This window comes from Bradyrhizobium shewense (genome assembly GCF_900094605.1).
In the GTDB taxonomy this organism is placed as follows: Bacteria; Pseudomonadota; Alphaproteobacteria; order Rhizobiales; family Xanthobacteraceae; genus Bradyrhizobium; species Bradyrhizobium shewense.
Map to the genome: position 1 here is coordinate 753493 of NZ_FMAI01000001.1, position 16883 is coordinate 770375.

Sequence of the window (16883 nt, forward strand, 5' to 3'; positions counted from 1 at the left end):
GTCTTCCACCCAGTCGGTCGGGGTGAAGCGAGTTCTGGATCGGGCCACAAAACAGAAAAGGCCCGGACGCCAATGGCGACCGGGCCCTATCTTCATCGATCGAGGAAACCGCTCAGGCCGCCTTCGACACCAGCGTCTCGCTCTCGACGATCTCGGTGCCGATCAGATAATCCCGGCAGCCGCGCAGTGAGCGCAGCGCGCGGTTGAAGTCGATGCCGGTCGAGACCAGCGCATGCAGCGTCGCCGGATTGCGCACGATGCCGCGCAGCACGGCCGCGAGGTCGATCTGGCCGTTCGGCTTGATCGCGGCACGGGCGAGCGCCGGCAGCGCGCGGTGGGCGGGGTCGCTGATGACGCGAACCGCGGCAAAGGGCAGCCCGGCTTCAGCGGCGTAGGCGGCGGCGATGTGGCTTTCCATGTCGACAGCCGAAGCGCCCGTCTCCGAGTGCAGCGCCGCCTTGCAGGCGCGCTTGGTGACCACTTCCTCGGCACCGGCGAGGCTGCCGCGCACCACGCGGCGACGGCCCGAGGTCAGGCGGTCGATCAATTCGTCGCCGAGCGAGAGCCCTGCGGCCCAGCGGGTGTCGCCGTCGAGCACTTCGGTCGCCAGCACGACGTCCCCGGAGCGCAAGCTCGGGTCGAGCCCGCCGGCCACGCCGAACGAGATCACGCCGCGAATCGTCTCCGGATCCACCACCGTCAGCAGCGCCCGCAACTGGGTCGGGCTGCTGGATGAACAAATAACCGCCATTCCGGGCCCGGCTGCGATGCGGGCCTCCTGAACCAGTCCGGTCACGATCAGTATCGGCCGCGGGTCGATGGCATTACCCACGGTAAAATAGTCCCCCGTCCCCAAAGTCACATTCCGACCCCTACCACCCTGCTGTTGGTGTTCCGCAAGTTCCGATACCGCGCCAGTGCCCACAGCGGAAAGAACTTTGGGTAACCATGATACCGCAGATAGAACACGCGGGGGAAGCCTGTGGCGGTGTACCGCTGCTCGTCCCACAGTCCTTTTTCGTTCTGTGTTGCAATCAGGTACTCCACCCCGCGGGCGACGGCCGGGCGATCAACCTCGCCTGCAGCCATCAGGGCAAGCAAGGCCCATGCCGTTTGGGAGGCGGTCGAGGGGGCGGCCTCCCATCCCCGGTAATCGAGGCGGTAGCTGACGGCGTCCTCGCCCCAACCGCCGTCCTCGTTCTGGATCGAGGCCAGCCAGTCCGCGGCCTTCCGAATCATGGGGTCGTCGTGGCGCACCCCGGCCATGTTGAGGGCGCAGAGCACTGACCAGGTTCCATAGATGAAATTCATGCCCCAGCGGCCGTACCAGGACCCCTCGGGGTGCTGGGTCTTCCGCAAATAGGCAACCCCGTCAGCCACGTGCTTGCTAGTCTTCTCGGTCTCGCCGAGCTGAGCCAGCATCGAGATGCAGCGCGCCGTGACGTCCTCGGTCGGCGGGTCGAGCAGCGCGCCGTGGTCCGAGAACGGGATGTTGTTGAGATAGTATTCGAGATTGTTGACGTCGAAGGCAGCCCAGCCGCCATCGTCGCTCTGCATGCCCTCGATCCACTCCCGGCCGCGGTCGATCGCAACGTCGTAGCCGGTCGCACCGTGCTCCCGGCGCATGCGGTCCATCGACATCACCACCACAGCGGTGTCGTCGAGATCGGGATAATGAGCATTGTTGTATTGGAAGGCCCAGCCGCCCGGACGCACGTCGGGCCGCTTCGCGGCCCAGTCGCCCTTCACCTCGAGCTCCTGCTTCGGGATCAGCCAGTCGAGGCCCTGCTTGGCCGCCGGCACCGCCTTGTCGCCGCCGGCGTCCAGCAGCGCATGCGCCGTCAACGTCGTGTCCCACACCGGCGAGACGCAGGGCTGGCAATAGGCCTCGTCGTCTTTGATCACGAGCAGCTTGTCGATGCCCCGGCGTGTGATCGCGCGCGGCGGGAAGTTCTCATCCTTGCCGAGCGCGTCGTACATCATGACGATGTTGGCCATGGGCGGGTAGATCGCGCCCATGCCGTCCTCGCCGTTGAGCCGCTCCTCGGTGAAGGCGAGCGCCGCATCGATGGCGCGCTTGCGCAAGGCCTTCGGGAACATCGGCTCGATCACGCGCAAGACGGCGTCGAGCGAGCGAAACAGCACGAACCAGGCCATGCTCTGGTGCGGCGCCTTCGCGGTCATGCCGATCGAGCGCGGATCCTGCAGGAACAGCTCGTCGATGCCGACGCCCTTCGGGTTCTTCGCGCGCGGCTTCAGCGCTGCGAGCACCATCAACGGCACCATCGTGGTGCGCGCCCAGTACGAGATCTTGTTGAGGTGGAACGGCGACCAGAACGGCAGCAGCACGATCTCGATCGGCAGCACCGGCACCGCGCGCCAACTCACCACGCCGTACATCGCAAGCAGGAAGCGCGTGAAGACGTTGCTGTTGATGGCGCCGCCGCGGGCGTGAATGGCCTCGCGCGCACGCACCATGTGCGGAGCGTCGACGGAATCGCCGATCATCTTCAGCGCGAAATAGGCCTTCACGCTGGCGCTCATGTCGAACTCGCCGTCATGCACCAGCGGCCAGCCGCCATGGGCGCCCTGCACGCGGCGCAGATAATTGGCGATCTTGGCTTCGAGCACGGCATCGACCGGCTCGGCGAGATAGTGGCGCAGCAGGACGTATTCGGCCGGAATCGTGCAGTCGGCCTCGAGCTCGAACACCCAATGGCCGTCCGCCTGCTGGAAGTCGAGGACGCCCTGCGTCGCCGATGCAATGCTCGATTCCAGGATGCCCGATTGCAAGATGCCCGATTGAAGGGCTTCGCGGCTGGTCGCGTTCACGGAATCCATCTCGCTCGATTGCTCCGATAGTCGATTGAAATTGGCCGGGATGTCTGCCCGTCAGGGCCGCTTTGCGGCGAGAACCAGATCGGCGGCGCGATCACCGGACCGGACCGATCCTTCGATGGTTGCAGGCAATCCCGTAGCAGTCCAATCACCCGCAAGAAACAGGTTTTTCAGCGCAGTGACCGGCCCCGGACGCAGGGCATTCTGCGCCGGCGTCGCCGCAAATGTGGCACGACGCTCGCGCACGATCTGCCAGGGGGGCAACTCGCCGGACACGCCGCCGGCCTTGCAAACGTCGTTCCAGATCGTCTGCGCGAGTTCCTCACGCGGCATGTCGACCAGACGGTCGCTGTTGCTGATGGTGACGGACAATCGGTTCGGGAACGCGAACAGCCACTCCACGACGCCGCCGATCACGCCGAGGATCGGCGCCGAAGCCGGGGGCGGTGTGATCCGAAAATGCGCATTTACGATGGCGCGGTATTCGGTCGGCGTCTTCACGCCAGGCAGCAGGCTCGCAGCAGCACGCGGCGGCACCGCCATCACGACGACGTCGCCCTCCCCGATCTGAACGACATCCTCGCCGCCGAAATTCAGCGCACTGGCCTTGCCGTCAGTGCTGGTGAAGGACCGCAGCTCATGGCCGAGCTGAACGGTATGGCCACGATCCTGCAGGAACTTCACGGCGGGCTCGATCAGAACGGCGCTGAGGCCGTCGCGCGCGATCAGGGGACGGCAGGCCTGTCCGCCGGCAAGCAGCGTCTCGCGCACGATGGCGCCGGCAAGCCCGGCCGAGCCCTCGGGCGGATCGACGTTGAGCGCCGCGAGCAGCAGCGGCTGCACCAGACGCTGATAGAGCACGCCTTCGCAAGGAATGGATTTGCCGACCAATGTGTCTTCCGACGCCCAGATCAGCGGCGCCAGTTTCAGATAATCGGTGAGGCCCGTGTCGGGCACGCGGCGGCCTTCGTCGAGCACCCAGGTCGGCAGCCGGCCGGTGCCGAGATCGATCTGCCAGCGCTGCCCGGTCTTGATGTCGACGAAGGGAAACTGTGCGCTGTCAGGGCCGACGAGGCCGGCCTCGCTGCCGATCGAACGCGCATAATCGCGCGCATGGCTGTTGCCCGACAGCAGCAGATGATTGCCGTTGTCGATGGTGAGATTGGTGGCGCCGTCGAAATAGGAACGGCAACGGCCGCCGGCCTGCTGCGTCGCCTCGTGCACGGCGACCTTGAAGCCGGCATTGGCGAGCCGCACGGCGGCGGAAAGGCCGGAAATCCCGGCACCGATGATATGAGCTGTCTTTTGCATCAGATGAAAGCGTAGCGGAGCAGGATCAGGATACGTGTGACCTTTGACACACGCACCGGCTGGCGCGGCGCGTTGAAGCCGCGCGCAATCAGGAGATCCAGAATGGAATGATAGTATTTCGACATGATCCGCGGCGCGCGCACCGTGCGGCGCTTGTTGCGGTTCATGATCTCGTCCGACTTCTCGAAATGCGCCTTCGCACGCTGCGTCAGCGGCAGGCAGACCTTCGGCAGCGCGCGCTCGGCGATCACGCGGTTCGGATCGTCGGAGGTAATGCCGGCATGCAGCAGCGCCTCGCGCGGCAGATAGAGCCGGCCGAGGCCGGCGTCCTCGTCGATGTCGCGCAGGATGTTGGTGAGCTGAAGCGCGCGGCCCAGATGATAGGCGAGCTGGATGCCGTCCTCTTCCGGCAGGCCGAACACCCGCACCGACAGCCGTCCCACGGCGCTGGCGACGCGATCGCAATACAGATCCAGCGTCGCCATGTCGGGCGCGCGGATGTCCTGCGGCACGTCCATCTCCATGCCGTCGACGATGGCGAGGAAATCCTCGCGCTTGAGGCCGAAGGTCTTCACCGAGCCGACGTAGTCCCTCAGCCGCGGCGGCGGATTGCCCTGATAGAGCGCGTCGATGTCGTTGCGCCATTCCTGAAGCGCGGCGAGCCGCTCCGCGCGCGGGCCGTCGGAATCGGCGATGTCGTCGACCTGCCGGCAGAAGCTGTAGATCTGGAACATCGCTTCGCGCTGGTCATGCGGCAGGATGCGCATCGCGGCGTAGAAGGAGCTGCCGGAAGCGGTCGAGCCATAATTGGCGCCGGGCGAGGTCGCCTCAAGCGTCATGTGCAGTCCCCGGTCTGGAAATGGCCTTGCGTCCAATTGCGCGGCGGCCGGCCTCACTGAACATTCCGGCAAGGCTGAAGATGAGCAGTTCGAATTTGTTCAGGTGCACCCGCTCGCGCAGGGGATCGCGCACCTTCAAGAGGCGCACGATGCGGTCGGCATAGGCCTGGATCACCGCGACGTCGACGCCGAGACGGAAATCCCGGATCTCCGCAGCGAGCGTCCTGCCCTCGTCGAGCAGCGCTTCATTGCGCACGGCGAGCGCCTGCAGGCAGGCCAGCATCGCCGGCGGCGACTGCGGAAGCCCGAGCTGCTCGACGGAGGCACCGTGTGCTGCCAGCGCATCGCGCGGCAGGTAGACGCGGTTGAGCTCGCGAAAATCCTTGCCGCAATCCTGGAGATGATTGTTGATCTGCAAGCCTGCACAGAGCGCATCCGATGCGGCCCAGGTCGAGGTGCTCTCGCCGTGGACATCGAGCATGAAGCGGCCGACCGGCATCGCCGAGTAACGGCAATAGTGGATGACCTCGTCCCAGTTCTCGTAGCGCAGCTTGGTCACGTCCATGCGGAACGCGATGAGCACGTCGAGCGCATGGCGCGGCGCCATGCCGCGCTCGGCCAGTGCACGGCGCAGGATGACAGCCTCAGCCTGGGTGTCGCCCTTGTCGAGAAGCTCCGCCTCGAGCAGGTCGAGATAAGCGAGCTTCTGATCGGGCGGCAGGGTCGCGTGATCGGCAATGTCGTCGGCGGTACGGACGAAATTGTAATACGCCAGGATCAGAGCGCGATGACGCGGATGAATGATCCAGGACGCGACGGGAAAATTCTCGTCGCGGTCACCTTTACCGGATCGCAATTCGCTCGCAGAGGTCATCGAGGGCTGGTTTACAATCGTTTGGACAGGAAGGGCTTCTTCGCTCGCGCGGGCTCATGCCGGCGATCCGCCGCGGCCCCCATATAGGGGAATACGGCCGCAAAACCAATCCTGTCTCTCGATGGCTGCCCTTCCACGGATCGGGCCCGAAAAGGCGGCCCCGAGGCCGCCTTTTGTGGGCCAGTGGCCGAGCTTACTGGTTGTGGGTCTTCAGGACCTGGTCGCAGGCCTGCGAGATCTTGGCCCGGTTCTCCTTGAGACAGGCCAGGATGGTGAAATCGCCCTGGTCGATGACCGGGCGGCAGAACTTCTGCACGTCGCGCGTGCAGGCCTTCTGCTCGGCGTCCGTGCCGCGCCCTGCCTGGGCAAAGGCCGCCGTCGAAAGGGATGCCGACAGCAGGGTGAGAGCGACGAGAAGCTTACGCATTGTATTCCTTCATTCTGACGGCAGAATCGCACCGGACCCGGACTGCACAGGGCGGACGACCGGAACGGATTGATCTGATGGCAAGTCGCCGCGGGAGGTGCGGCCTCAGAGAAGGCACAAGCACTGGCAAATGCGGCCAAATTGGCGCCACGCCCACCAAATCAGGTCTTCCCTGCGCCTTCATTGGCAGATGTAAGAGATTGATACTACGTCATAATTCGGAAGCACTGCGTTTTACTGCATACCTGTTGCAGAGCTGCATCTGTCCGCCGCGCCTTTCCCGCCGGAAACACGCAGAAACAGGGCAAATCGACCGGTCCAGGTCTGGCGAGAGACGTCGTGAACCGCCATCTCTGGCGGCCGGGCTTTGAACCTGACACTGGCTCGGAGCACTAAACTTTCGATGTGGCGAGACGTTATCACGCGTAAGCGGGCGTCGTTCCAAAACGGGATATTTGAGATGAAATTCTTTGGGCGATCTGGACTGGCAATCAAAGCGGCCGGCATCGGGGCGGCGCTGCTCTTCTCGGTTTCGGCAGGCCACGCTCAGTCGTCCGGCCCCTTTGCCGGTTTCGACGGCGCGTGGACCGGCACCGGCACGGTATCGCTGTCCGATGGCTCCACCGAGCGCATTCGCTGCAAGGCCGACTACAAGGTCGCCGGCAGCGGCCTCAATTTGAAGCAGGCTCTGCACTGCGCGTCCGACAGCTACAAGTTCGACCTCACCAGCGACGTGACGAGCCAGGGCGAGCGCATCTCCGGAAATTGGAGCGAGTCCAGCCGCAATATCTTCGGCAATCTCCAGGGCACCGCCGGCGGCGGCCAGATCGACGTGTTCGTCGAGGCCAACGGCTTTGCCGCCAACCTCTCGCTGCGCACCAACGGCACCAAGCAGACGGTGCAGATCAGCTCCAAGGGCGAGATCCGCGGCGTCAACATCACCATGACGAAGAGCTGATTTCGTCCAGCTTCAATGGAATCATTAGCCCCCGGTTCTCGCGAGCCGGGGGCTTTTTGCTGGCATGAACTCCCCCGGAACGGACTTGCCGAGATGGACCCGATACGCAGACATCTGCTCAAGGCCGCCGGGCTCTTCGTCGCCACTCGCGCCTTCGCCAATGATCAGCAGGGAGCGAACATGCAGCCTTCGTCCGTGAAGCCGCGTCACGTGCTCTGCTTCCTTGGCAAGAATGAAAGCCTGCTGCGACCGCCGAAGGCGGTGGCCGAGACGATCGCCGATTTCGGTTTCGAGATCGACCGCATCCATTCGCAAGCAAAGCCCGATCCGCACATGGAGCGGTCGTTCGGGGTGTGCTGGGATCGCGTCTTCCCGAAGGCATGGTCCGCATCCGACGAAGCGGCCGTGGCCAACCACAAATCAGTCCTCTACGTGCTGGGCCCGCCGATGGCTCAGCAGAAGACGGCCGCCTTTTCGGCCGCCGCCTTGCAGATCGTGGACGAGATGTTCGACGCGGGCGCCGTGGCCGCAAAAGGCGAAAGCGCCGGCATTGCCCACGGCGTCGCGCGGTGGCGAAGTCTCATGGATCAGGCGCGCAAGGGCGCCATAACCAGCCAGGGCCTCAGCATAACCTCCGCCGTCACCAAGGCCTGTCGTCTTGCCTTCGCCAAGCGCCCGCTTGCCGGCGATCGTTACTACGAGACCGTCGGCTATCACCTCGTCGGCCTGCCGGAGGTCCATGTCGCGAAACCGCTCGGCAACGAATGGTCCGCGGTGATGCTGATGGAAGAAATCGCCAACGCCATGGCCGAGCGCGGGATCGATGCAACGTTGCGCGATCGCAAGCTCACGCTGTCGCACGAGCAGGACTACGCCGAGGACAACTTCAAATTCAATCCGTACGGGATCGTCCGGCTCGAGGCGTGAGGCAGGGCAGCCTTCGCTGCCCCGCCGCTCAGATCGCCGGCTTGTCGGTCCCCTGCAGCTTGGCGTGCAGATTGATCAGCCACATCGCCGTCGGCCGCAGGATGAAGAGGTCGGCGACCAGCGCCATCACCATCGAGAAGGCGCTGAGCCAGCCGAACAGCCGGAGCGACGGCAGGTCGGAGAACACGGTGACGACGAGGCCGCAGGCCAGCACCACCGTGGTCAGGATCAGCGCCGGGCCGACCAGCACGGTCGCGCGCTCCACCGCGAGCGCGGAGCCGACGCCCGGCTTGCTCTCGAGCCGGAGGCGGTTGAGGAAGTGGATGGTGGCGCTGAGGCCGAGACCGAACGAGACCGTGAGCGCGACGACGCTGGCGAATTGCAGGCCCTCGCCCATCGCCCACAGCACCGTTCCCGACATCACCACCGGGAAGATGCCCGGCAGGATGCAGGCGAACATCACCACCCAGGAGCGGAAGGCAAGGCCGATGAAGATCGCGACCAGCGCGAATTCGACGGTGAGCCCGCGGTTCAGCTTCTCGATCATGCTGGCCGAGTTGCGCGCGGCGATCGCGGCAAGGCCTGTCACCGCAACCTCGTAGCCCGGATGCTTCTTGCGGACGGCGTCGAGCTCGGCATCGAGCTTGTCGACGATCGGCAGGAGCTGGCTGGAATCCTTGTCCGGCACGCGGCCGGCGACCACGACCGCGTCCTGCTCGGCGTCAATGAAGCGCCGCACCAGATGCTCGGGAATGACGCTGACATATTCCTTCAGCGTCGCGACGTCGGCGCTGCCGGCCTTTTCCGCAAGCCAGCGGCGCAGGGTCTCGACCGACCAGACATTGCCGACACCGGCCGCCTTCTCCACGGTCGCATGCACGTCCGCGATGGTCTGCAGAGTCTCCGGCGAATAGAGCGATTCACCCTTGGGGAACTGGATCAGCACATTGACCGGGTTGGCGCCGGTGAGCTTGGCATCGAGCCGGTTGCTGGCAGCGACGGCCTGACGCTTGTCCGGCACCTGGTCGGCAAGCCGGTAGCGCGGCTCCAGATTGGCGTAGATGACGCCGAGGCCGCCGACGAAGAGCACCGCGATCAGGCTGAACAGGCCGGGCCGGCCCACCATGCGCACCGCGATCCAATAGCAGAAATTGCGCAGCGCCTGGACGCCGGCATCCGCGCTCTGGAATTTGACCGCAAACGTCTTCTCGTTGCGCACGAGCAGCACGCCGAACACCGGCACCAGCGACAGCACCGCGACCAGCGCGATGATGGTGGCGGCGAGGCCCGCCTCGCCGAACTTGCGGATCAGGTCCGAGTTGGAGAACTGCAGCGCGATGAAGGAAATGCCGGCGGTGCCGTGCGTCAGCACGCAGGCCGGTCCCACCACCAGCACCGCGTTCTTGAACGCGGTGAACTTGTCCTGGCCCGCGATCAGCCGGTCGCGCGCGGCGAAGGTGAGCTGCATCGAGTCCGAGAAGCTGATGACCATGATGAGCGGCGTCATCACGTTCAGGAACATGTTGAGATTGAAATTGGCCCAGCCGAGCGCGCCGAGCGCCAACAGGATCGCGATCATCGGCGGGAACGCCGCGGCGACCATGAACGAGATCTTGCGGAAGAAGATGATGGCGATGATGCAGCCGGCGAGAATGCCGAGGATGTTGTAGGTCAGCCCGTCACGCTCGACGGCATTGCGGATCTCGAGCTGCATCACCGGCACGCCGGAGAGCTGCACGTTGAGGCCGGTGTCGCTGAGATCCTCCTTCATCAGCGCGCGGATGTCGCCCACGGTCTTGGTCAGCTTGCTGGACGCCACCACCTCCGGATCGAGCGACAGCACGATCAGCGCCAGCGTGCCGTCTTCCGACAACAGCTTGCCGCGGATGATCTCGTTGTTTTTGACGGTCTCGATGAACTTGTCGTAGTCGGCGCCCTCGGGCAGTTCGGCCGGGAACAGCGCCGCCGGCAGCTTGCCCGGCGCCGGCGCCTGGCGTGCCGAGAACAGCGAGACCAGCCCGCGCGTGCCTTCGACCAGTTGCAGATCGGTGACGAAGTCGCGCAGCTTCTCCAGATTGTTCCGGGCCAGCAGGTTCTTGCCCTCGACCACGACGAGGACGTCGAATTCCTCGGCCGGGAACTTCTTCGTGACCTCTTCATATTGGTGGAATTCGCGACTGTCGGAGCGAAACAGCTGCGACAGCGAATCGTCGATCTTGATCCGGTGGATGCCGAACACGGCACCGACGATCAGGACGATCAGGACGATGCAGGAGACGATCGGCGCCCGGACGGCGATCAGCCCAATGCGCTCCAGCCCGAAGGCGATCGAGGACGTAGGTCCCTGCTCGACCTTGTCGACATGAACCTCATTCTCGCTGTGCTTTTCGAGCATGCCTTATCCAGTTCCTAAATCGGCTCGGTCTGAGAGCTTATTGCGCCCCGCGAACGGCTTGAAAACGCCATACAAATGGGAGGCTTGCCCTTTGAAAATGCGCGGAAAATCGCCGCGAGGGGTTTAGCAGGTGAACCGGTCTTTTCGCAAGCAGGCGAAGTGTGGCCAAATCGATCAAGAAGTGGCGATCTGGGCCGGGGATGCCCGTCATTCGGGCAACGCCGTGCCAATTCGACGCGGCGCGCGGTCCGCGCTCTCGTCCTTCAGCGCCACGCCGCTGACCTGCCGGGCCAGCCCCTCGCGAACCAGCCAGGCAATCTTGAAGGCGGCCTCGTCGTAGCTCAACCCAGCGTGGTGGATATTGGACACGCAATTTCGCTCGGCGTCGGTGCGGCCAGGCTTCGGCGCAAAGGTCAGATAAGCGCCGAGGCTATCGGGCGCGGACAGGCCTGGCCGCTCGCCGATCAGCATCAGGGCCATGCGCGCGCCGAGAATGGCGCCGATCTCGTCGCCGAGCGCGACGCGCGCGCCTGAGGCGACGACGACATGGTCGATCGCGACATCATCCCCTTCCGCGAGCAGCGGCAGCAGGCGCCTCGCCAGGGCCACCGCATGGGCGTGGACCGCCGCCGCGGACAGGCCGTCTCCGATCACGAGCGCAAGCCGGCATGGCGCCGAGGCCGCTCGCGCCAAAACCTCGGCCGAGCCGGGGTCGAGCCGTCGTCCCAGATCCGGCCGCCGCAGATAGTCCCTGCGATCGACCGCCTGGCTCCTCACCTCGGTGACGGCAAGGCCTAGCGCGCCGAGATCGGCGACCAGACGCGCTGCATCGAAGGCGGCATGCACGGCATCGCGGGCCCGGGCATGATCGAGCGTGAAATCGAGCAGCGCCTTGGTCGGCACGCTCGCGCCGCTGCGCCCGAGCGCCACGCGCGCGGGCGTGAACGCCCGCAGATCGAGGGTCGGACGGCGCGGCAGGGCCGGATCAGACATGTCGCATCATTCGGCGGGAACGGCGGCCTCGCGCAGCCGGATCGAGTAATTCGAGGCGTTCTGCCTGCCGCTGGAGGCCGCGCGCGCAAAGGTGATGAGGTGGTGCGCGATCAGGGTGCATCCGATCAGGCCTTCGACATCGCCGCGCTTGATGCGCCCCAGCGCGAACTTCCAGAACACGCGCTTGTAGTCGCCGAGCACGCCGACCTTCCAGAAGATGTTGCGCAGCATGACGAGACCACGCCTAATGTTGGCCCAGGTCTTCATCTCGTCCGGGGTCGGCACCTTGAGGCGGTGAACATAAACGTGGTCGCATTGATACTGGAAGCGCGCATAGACCTTCTCGGGCGCATACGCGACCGCCATGGCGTGCTTCCAGGACGCGACGACGTCGTCATAGGGCAGTAGGAAGTCGACGTTGGAATCGCGGCCGTCGTCTTCGACCAGGCGCCCCTCACGCTCCAGCCGGTCCCACAGCGGCGTCTTCGGCAGCGCCTGAAGCAGGTTGATCGTCAGCAGCGGAATCCGGGACTCCTCGACGAAGCCGAGCAGCGCCTCAGACGTATTCGGCTTGTCGGTGTCGAGTCCCATGATGATGCCGGAGACGACCTCCATGCCGTAGGAGTTGATGGTGCGCACGCCCTCCAGGATCGGGACCATCATGTTGTGGTCCTTCTGCATCGCCTTCAGCGCGTCGGGATCGGGCGTCTCGATTCCGCAGAAGATGGTGATGAAATAGGCCTCGCGCATCTTTTCGAGGATCTCGGGCCGCTTGGCGATGTTGAGCGTCGCCTCGCAGGCGAGCCGCACCACGTAGCCGGTCCGCTTCTGCCATTCGATCAGATGCGGCAGCAGGTCCATCGCCGCCTTACGGTTGCCGATGAAATTGTCGTCGACGAAATAGACCGTGTCGGTCATGCCGCATTCGCGCAGGCGGTCGAGCTCGGCGATGATCTGCTCCGGCGACTTGAGTCGCGGGTTGCGGCCGTAGAGGCCGGGGATATCGCAGAACTCGCACTGATAGGGACAGCCGCTGGAATACTGGATACTGCCGAGGAAGTATTTCTTCACGTCGGCAAGCTCGTAGGCCGGGATCGGAAACTCCGTCATCGGCACGCGGTCTTTGGTGGTCAGCACCACCTGGGCCTCGGGACGCGAGGTGTCGCGCGACAGGATCTCGATCAGCTGGTTGGTGGCATCGCCGAGCTCACCGACATGGAGATAGTCGAAGGACGGATAATAGTCGGGACAGGCGCTGACGGAGGGACCGCCGAGCGCGACCGGCAGATTGAATTCATGAGCGCGGCGGCAGATGTCGTTCATCTGCTGGCGCTGGATGTGCATGCCGCTGACGAAGACCGCCTCGGCCCACTCGAACTCTTCCCTGGTCGCGCGACGCAGGTTCTCGTCGACGAATTTGACCTGCCACTCCCGAGGCAGATAGGCCGCGAGCAGCAGCAGCCCCTGCGGCGGCATGAAGGCACGGACACCATCGGTCAGGGGATAGGAATGCTCGAACGTCCCGAACGATGAGGTGTAGCGCGGAAACACGCAGAGAATCCGCCGGGACGTTCCGTTACTTTCAGCTCGCATCAAAGCTCCCCCGCCACGCTCGACCTGGTTGCGGAAATAGCCAGCCAGACACATAGCGTAATGCCGTCGCCGGAATTTCTCAATATTGTGGCACAACCATAATTCGGAGAGGGACCAATGGTTTCCTGAAGGCCTTAGGGAGCTTCCAGCCTCAGGCGATCAGCCGCGAGGCAAAATCGGGCAGCAGGCCTGCATCGCCGGCAAGACGGAAATCGGCGCCCGTAATCCCTGCCTGCACCAGCCAGTCGTCGAATTCCGGCGCGCGGCACAGACCGAAGACGTCCCGGACATAGAGCGCGTCGTGAAAAGACGTCGACTGGTAGTTCAACATGACGTCGTCGGCGCCGGGGACACCCATGATGAAGGTGACGCCGGCGGCTGCGAGCAGCGTCAGCAGATTGTCCATGTCGTCCTGGTCCGCCTCGGCGTGGTTGGTGTAGCAGATGTCGATCCCGAGCGGCAGGCCGAGCAATTTGCCGCAGAAATGATCCTCCAGCCCGGCGCGGATGATTTCCTTGCCGTCATAGAGATATTCCGGGCCGATGAAGCCGACCACGCTGTTGACCAGCAGCGGGGCAAAGGCGCGGGCGACCGCATAGGCGCGCGCCTCGCAGGTCTGCTGGTCGACGCCGTGATGGGCGCCCGCCGACAGCGCCGAGCCCTGGCCGGTCTCGAAATACATCACGTTCTGCCCGACCGTGCCGCGCCCCTGCGACAACCCGGCCTGCTGCGCCTCCTTCAGGAGCGCAAGGTCGATGCCGAAACTGCGATTGGCGGCCTCGGTGCCGGCGACCGACTGGAAGACGAGGTCGACCGGCACGCCCTGCCCGATCAGCGACAGCGTCGTCGTGACATGGGTCAGCACGCAAGCTTGCGTCGGGATCTTCAGCCGCGTGATGATCTCGTCGAGCAGTCGCAGCAATTGCGCGATGACGGCCGGATCGTCGCTGGCGGGATTGATGCCGATGCAGGCATCGCCGGCACCTAGCAGGATGCCGTCGAGGATCGAAGCGGTGATGCCCCTGGCATCGTCGAACGGATGGTTGGGCTGCAGCCGCGTGCTCATCCGCCCCTTTAGGCCGATGGTGTTGCGGAAGGCGGTGGTGACCTCGCATTTCCGCGCCGCCAGAATCAGATCCTGATTGCGCATCAGCTTCGACACTGCGGCTGCCATCTCCGGCGTGATGCCGCCCGCCAGCTTGCGCAGGACCTCCGGCGTCGCCGCATCCGACAGCAGCCAATCGCGGAAGCCGCCGACCGTCAGGGACGCCACCGGCGCGAAGGCCTTCGCGTCATGGCTGTCGATGACGAGGCGGGTGACCTCGTCGGCCTCGTAGGGGATCACGGCTTCCTGCAGGAATTGGCCGAGCGGAACGTCTGCGAGCGCCATGCGCGCCGCGATCATCTGCTCGGCAGTGTCGGCGGCGATCCCGGCCAGCCGGTCGCCGGAGCGCGGCGGCGTCGCCCTGGCAAGGAGGTCGCGCAGGTCCGCGAAGGTGTGGGTCGTGGCGTCGATGGTATGGCGGTAGACCAAGGGTCTCTCCGGGGTGCGTCGGCCGGTGGCCGACCTAAGACTATCCTGAAACTCTACCTTCGGATCAAGACGCTGAAATAACTTGCCTTTCCTACGACCAAGGACGGAGGCAGCCAACGGCCGTGTTAACGCCGCATCCATCTTCGTTCTGCATAGTTTTGCATCAAATTCAAACCACCCCGCTCACCGGCCGCCTCAGGCCATTCCGGGCCCCCGAACACCATGACATCAGACCGATCTGGGAATGCCGCCAAGCTGGCCGGCCGTTTCACGCTTGCCACCAAGCTCTATGCGATCTTCGCGCTGTTCGCGCTGCTGACGGCCGCGATCGCGATGCTGTCCGACTACAACAGCCGCCGCGGCGCCGACCTGACCAGCGCGATCGAGACGGCGAACGCCGCCGCGCTGAACGTCGAGCGCGTCAACTCGTTCGTCTATGCGGTCGTGATGGAATCGCGCGGCGTCTACATGTCGACCGAGCCCGCCGTGGTGAAGAAATACGGCGAGGGCCTGCTCAAGTTCAACGCCCAGATCCTCGATGTCGTGAAGCGCTGGGAGACCATCGTCAAAGCCGACGATGCCGAGCAGTTCGCCACCTTCAAGAAGCGCATCGAGCAGTTCGTCGAGTTCCGCAAGGAGCTGGTGCGCCGCGGCGTCGAGATCAATGCGGCCGCGGGCCGGGAATGGGGCGACAACGATGCCAACCGCACCGTGCGCTCGGCGCTGAACAAGGATCTCGAGGCGCTGTCCAAGGTCTATGCCGAGCGCGCCAAACAGATCGCGCGTGAGACGGAGACCAATCGCACCCTCTCCTTCGTCCTGACGTGCCTCGGCGGCGTGGCGCTGGCCCTGGTCGTGATTGGCATCGTCATCATCGCCCGCTCGGTCGCCCGGCCGCTCGCCGCGATCACCGCGACCATCAAGCAGGTCGCCGACGGCACTGAGGATGTCGTGGTGCCGCACTCCGACCGCGCCGACGAGATCGGCGCACTGGCGCGCGCGATCCAGGTCTTCCAGGACGCCATGGGTCGCAACCGCAACCTCGCCTCGCAGGTCTCGCAGGGCTCCGCCGCGCGCGAGGAGCGCGCGCGCCACATCGAACAATCCGTCGAGGAGTTTCGCGGGGCGATCGGCGCGATCATGCGCGGCCTCAGCGACAACGCCTCTACCATGCGCGAGACCGCGCAGACCATCACGCGCGTCACCGCGGATGCCTCTAGCCGCGCCGGCACGGCGGCGAACGCCACCGAGCAGGCCTCGAACAACGTCACGGCGGTGGCGGGCGCGGCCGAGGAACTGTCGGCCTCGGTGGTGGAGATCGGCCGCCAGGTGCGGCAGAGCGCCGGCGCGGTCGAGCAGACCGGCCAGCGCACCGAGAAGTCGATCTCGGAGATCGAGAGCCTGGCCGCGGCGACGCAGCGCATCGACGGCGTGCTCAATCTGATCCAGGCGATCGCCGAGCAGACCAATCTGCTGGCGCTGAACGCGACCATCGAGGCCGCGCGCGCCGGCGACGCCGGCCGCGGCTTTGCCGTGGTCGCTCATGAAGTGAAGGCGCTCGCGGGCCAGACCGCCAAGGCCACCGCCGAGATCAGCGAGAACGTCTCGATGATCCAGGCCTCGACCCGCAACGCGGTCGATGCCGTGCGCGAGATCGGCAGCGCGGTGCGCGAGATCAACGAGGTCACCTCGGCGATCGCGGGCGCCATCGGCCAGCAGGACGCCGCCACGCGCGAGATCTCGTCCAACGCGCAAAGCGCGGCGCAGGGCAACGAGACGCTGGTCGCCAACATCACCTCGCTGCGCGATGCGATCGGCGAGACCGATACCGCCGCATCCTCGGTGTTGACGGCGGCGGGCAGCCTGACCGAGACGGCAGAAACGCTGTCGCGCGAAGTGGAGAAGTTCTTCCAGAACCTGCGCACAGGGTCGGCGGACGGCCGCATCGCCAAGGCGGGGTAACGGCGCGTCCACCGCTGCAGGGCCTTCGGTGGGGTCGCTCCGACAAAAAACTGAAAAACAACCCCATGCACAGTAGCCGGGGACAGCTGAATCAATGGCTTAGCTACCGGCGCAAAATCATTCTGATTTTACGAAATAGATTTGACTCGTCGGGCAAGACACCGGCATGATGTCATCATGGCGATGGCGGTCTGCTCGGGATCCTAGTCGCCCCACCCGGGGGCGTCCCGTT

The 16883-nt window shown here is 65.0% G+C and carries 13 protein-coding genes; 3 read left to right on the forward strand and 10 right to left on the reverse strand.

Going from position 1 to position 16883, the window contains the following annotated elements:
* Positions 1-112 precede the first annotated feature (112 nt).
* The 6 genes from GA0061098_RS03245 to GA0061098_RS43530 form a co-directional block, all read right to left on the reverse strand.
* Entirely contained in the window at positions 113-925 is an 813-nt protein-coding gene (locus GA0061098_RS03245; RefSeq protein WP_091953358.1) for a phosphorylase, read from the reverse strand.
* Positions 859-2841, reverse strand: a complete 1983-nt coding sequence (gene shc, locus GA0061098_RS03250) for a squalene--hopene cyclase (protein ID WP_091953361.1) — start codon at positions 2839-2841, stop codon at positions 859-861. The genes GA0061098_RS03245 and shc overlap by 67 nt, the downstream gene beginning before the upstream one ends.
* A 51-nt stretch (positions 2842-2892) precedes the next feature.
* Entirely contained in the window at positions 2893-4149 is a 1257-nt protein-coding gene (hpnE, locus tag GA0061098_RS03255; RefSeq protein ID WP_091953364.1) for a hydroxysqualene dehydroxylase HpnE, read from the reverse strand.
* The gene (gene hpnD / locus GA0061098_RS03260; RefSeq protein WP_091953365.1) at positions 4149-4988 is read right to left on the reverse strand and encodes a presqualene diphosphate synthase HpnD; all 840 of its coding nucleotides are present in this window, start codon (positions 4986-4988) and stop codon (positions 4149-4151) included. The genes hpnE and hpnD overlap by 1 nt, the downstream gene beginning before the upstream one ends.
* A complete protein-coding gene (gene hpnC / locus GA0061098_RS03265; RefSeq protein WP_091953366.1) occupies positions 4978-5862 on the reverse strand; it encodes a squalene synthase HpnC in 885 nt (294 codons plus the stop codon). The genes hpnD and hpnC overlap by 11 nt, the downstream gene beginning before the upstream one ends.
* Before the next feature lie 193 nt (positions 5863-6055).
* A complete protein-coding gene (locus GA0061098_RS43530) occupies positions 6056-6289 on the reverse strand; it encodes a hypothetical protein (RefSeq protein WP_028143219.1) in 234 nt (77 codons plus the stop codon).
* Between the two features lie 460 nt (positions 6290-6749).
* Between GA0061098_RS43530 and GA0061098_RS03280 the strand changes: the two genes are divergently transcribed.
* The gene (locus GA0061098_RS03280; RefSeq protein ID WP_091953368.1) at positions 6750-7247 is read left to right on the forward strand and encodes a hypothetical protein; all 498 of its coding nucleotides are present in this window, start codon (positions 6750-6752) and stop codon (positions 7245-7247) included.
* Between the two features lie 93 nt (positions 7248-7340).
* Complete coding sequence (locus GA0061098_RS03285; protein ID WP_091953369.1) at positions 7341-8174, forward strand: hypothetical protein; 834 nt, start codon at positions 7341-7343, stop codon at positions 8172-8174.
* A 28-nt stretch (positions 8175-8202) separates the two neighbouring features.
* Here GA0061098_RS03285 and GA0061098_RS03290 read toward each other — a convergent pair whose 3' ends face one another.
* The 4 genes from GA0061098_RS03290 to GA0061098_RS03305 all read right to left on the reverse strand — a co-directional run bounded on the left by GA0061098_RS03290 (position 8203) and on the right by GA0061098_RS03305 (position 14689).
* The gene (locus tag GA0061098_RS03290) at positions 8203-10569 is read right to left on the reverse strand and encodes an efflux RND transporter permease subunit (protein ID WP_091953371.1); all 2367 of its coding nucleotides are present in this window, start codon (positions 10567-10569) and stop codon (positions 8203-8205) included.
* 207 nt (positions 10570-10776) lie between these two features.
* Positions 10777-11562, reverse strand: a complete 786-nt coding sequence (gene eutC, locus GA0061098_RS03295) for an ethanolamine ammonia-lyase subunit EutC (protein ID WP_091953374.1) — start codon at positions 11560-11562, stop codon at positions 10777-10779.
* A 6-nt stretch (positions 11563-11568) separates the two neighbouring features.
* Positions 11569-13155 (reverse strand): B12-binding domain-containing radical SAM protein, encoded by a 1587-nt coding sequence (locus GA0061098_RS03300; RefSeq protein ID WP_165637118.1) that lies wholly within the window; start codon positions 13153-13155, stop codon positions 11569-11571.
* Between the two features lie 151 nt (positions 13156-13306).
* Positions 13307-14689: an ethanolamine ammonia-lyase subunit EutB gene (locus GA0061098_RS03305; RefSeq protein WP_091953380.1), complete on the reverse strand. Its 1383-nt coding sequence runs from the start codon at positions 14687-14689 to the stop codon at positions 13307-13309.
* Positions 14690-14911: 222 nt separating this feature from the next.
* Between GA0061098_RS03305 and GA0061098_RS03310 the strand changes: the two genes are divergently transcribed.
* The gene (locus tag GA0061098_RS03310) at positions 14912-16651 is read left to right on the forward strand and encodes a methyl-accepting chemotaxis protein (protein WP_091953383.1); all 1740 of its coding nucleotides are present in this window, start codon (positions 14912-14914) and stop codon (positions 16649-16651) included.
* Positions 16652-16883 lie beyond the last annotated feature (232 nt).